Below are 946 nucleotides of genomic sequence, written 5' to 3'. Positions count from 1 at the left end.
AACCTCTGTCACTATGAAACACCAAGCCTTTAGGAGGCTGGCGCAGATTATATGCCCTGATCATAGCTCGACTAACCAAGTCAGTAGTCATACGCTTATCAATCTGCCAGCCAACGATTCGGCGTGAAAATAAATCCATGACGATCGCGAGATACATCCAGCCTTCGCCTGTTTTCAGATAAGTCACATCGCCAGCCAAGATTTGATTTGGCCCAACCGGATTAAAGTTCTGGTTCAGCAAGTTATCTGCAACAGCATCACTGTGTTTACGCTTAGTTGTTGCCTTGTATGCAATGCGTTGCGTAACGACCAATCCAAGCTTAGCCATTAATTTTTGAGCGCTGTATTCAGTAATATCAAAGCCCTCTCTGCACAATCGTTTCCGCAGTTCTCTATAACCCAAACTACTTCGGCTTTTCTCGAAGATAGTTTTAGCTCTGCTATACAAATGTAACTGCTTTGGCGTAATAGATTTAGTTGGCCGTTTGAGCCAAGCATAATAAGCTGAGCGGCTAACACCCATTGCTTTGCAAAGTTTGATAACAGGATATGCTGAGGAAAGTTGTTGAATGGTTTGAAACCTTACTTGGTTTCCTTCAGCAGGAGGGCGCTGGCCTTTTTTAAAATCTCCTTTTCCATCTTCAGCTCTTTATTTTCCTTTCGGAGCCGAAGCAATTCAGCACGCTCATCTGTATTTAAGCCAGTACCAGATTGTTCCGCATCAAACTTGGCTTTCCAGTTGTAGAGCAACTTATCTGTAATACCCAATGAAGCAGCCGCTTTAGGAACGCTATAGCCTTGCTCGGTGACCAGGGCAACCGCTTCTTGTTTAAACTCTGTTGTATAACTTCTGTTCTTTCGTTTTGTCATTTAACACCTCAATAATTGGATTATATTCCTTATTGAAGTGTCCTGTTTGATTAAAGCAGATCATTGTCAAAGATAG

1 pseudogene is annotated in these 946 nt (G+C 42.5%); it reads right to left on the bottom strand.

The window, feature by feature from the left end:
* Positions 1 to 870: pseudogene (locus tag A3735_RS30615) on the bottom strand (IS3 family transposase); the annotation flags it as partial.
* Between the last annotated feature and the right edge of the window lie 76 nt (positions 871 to 946).

The sequence above is a fragment of the Oleiphilus sp. HI0061 genome (assembly GCF_001635675.1).
This window is presented reverse-complemented; position numbering and strand designations above follow the sequence as displayed.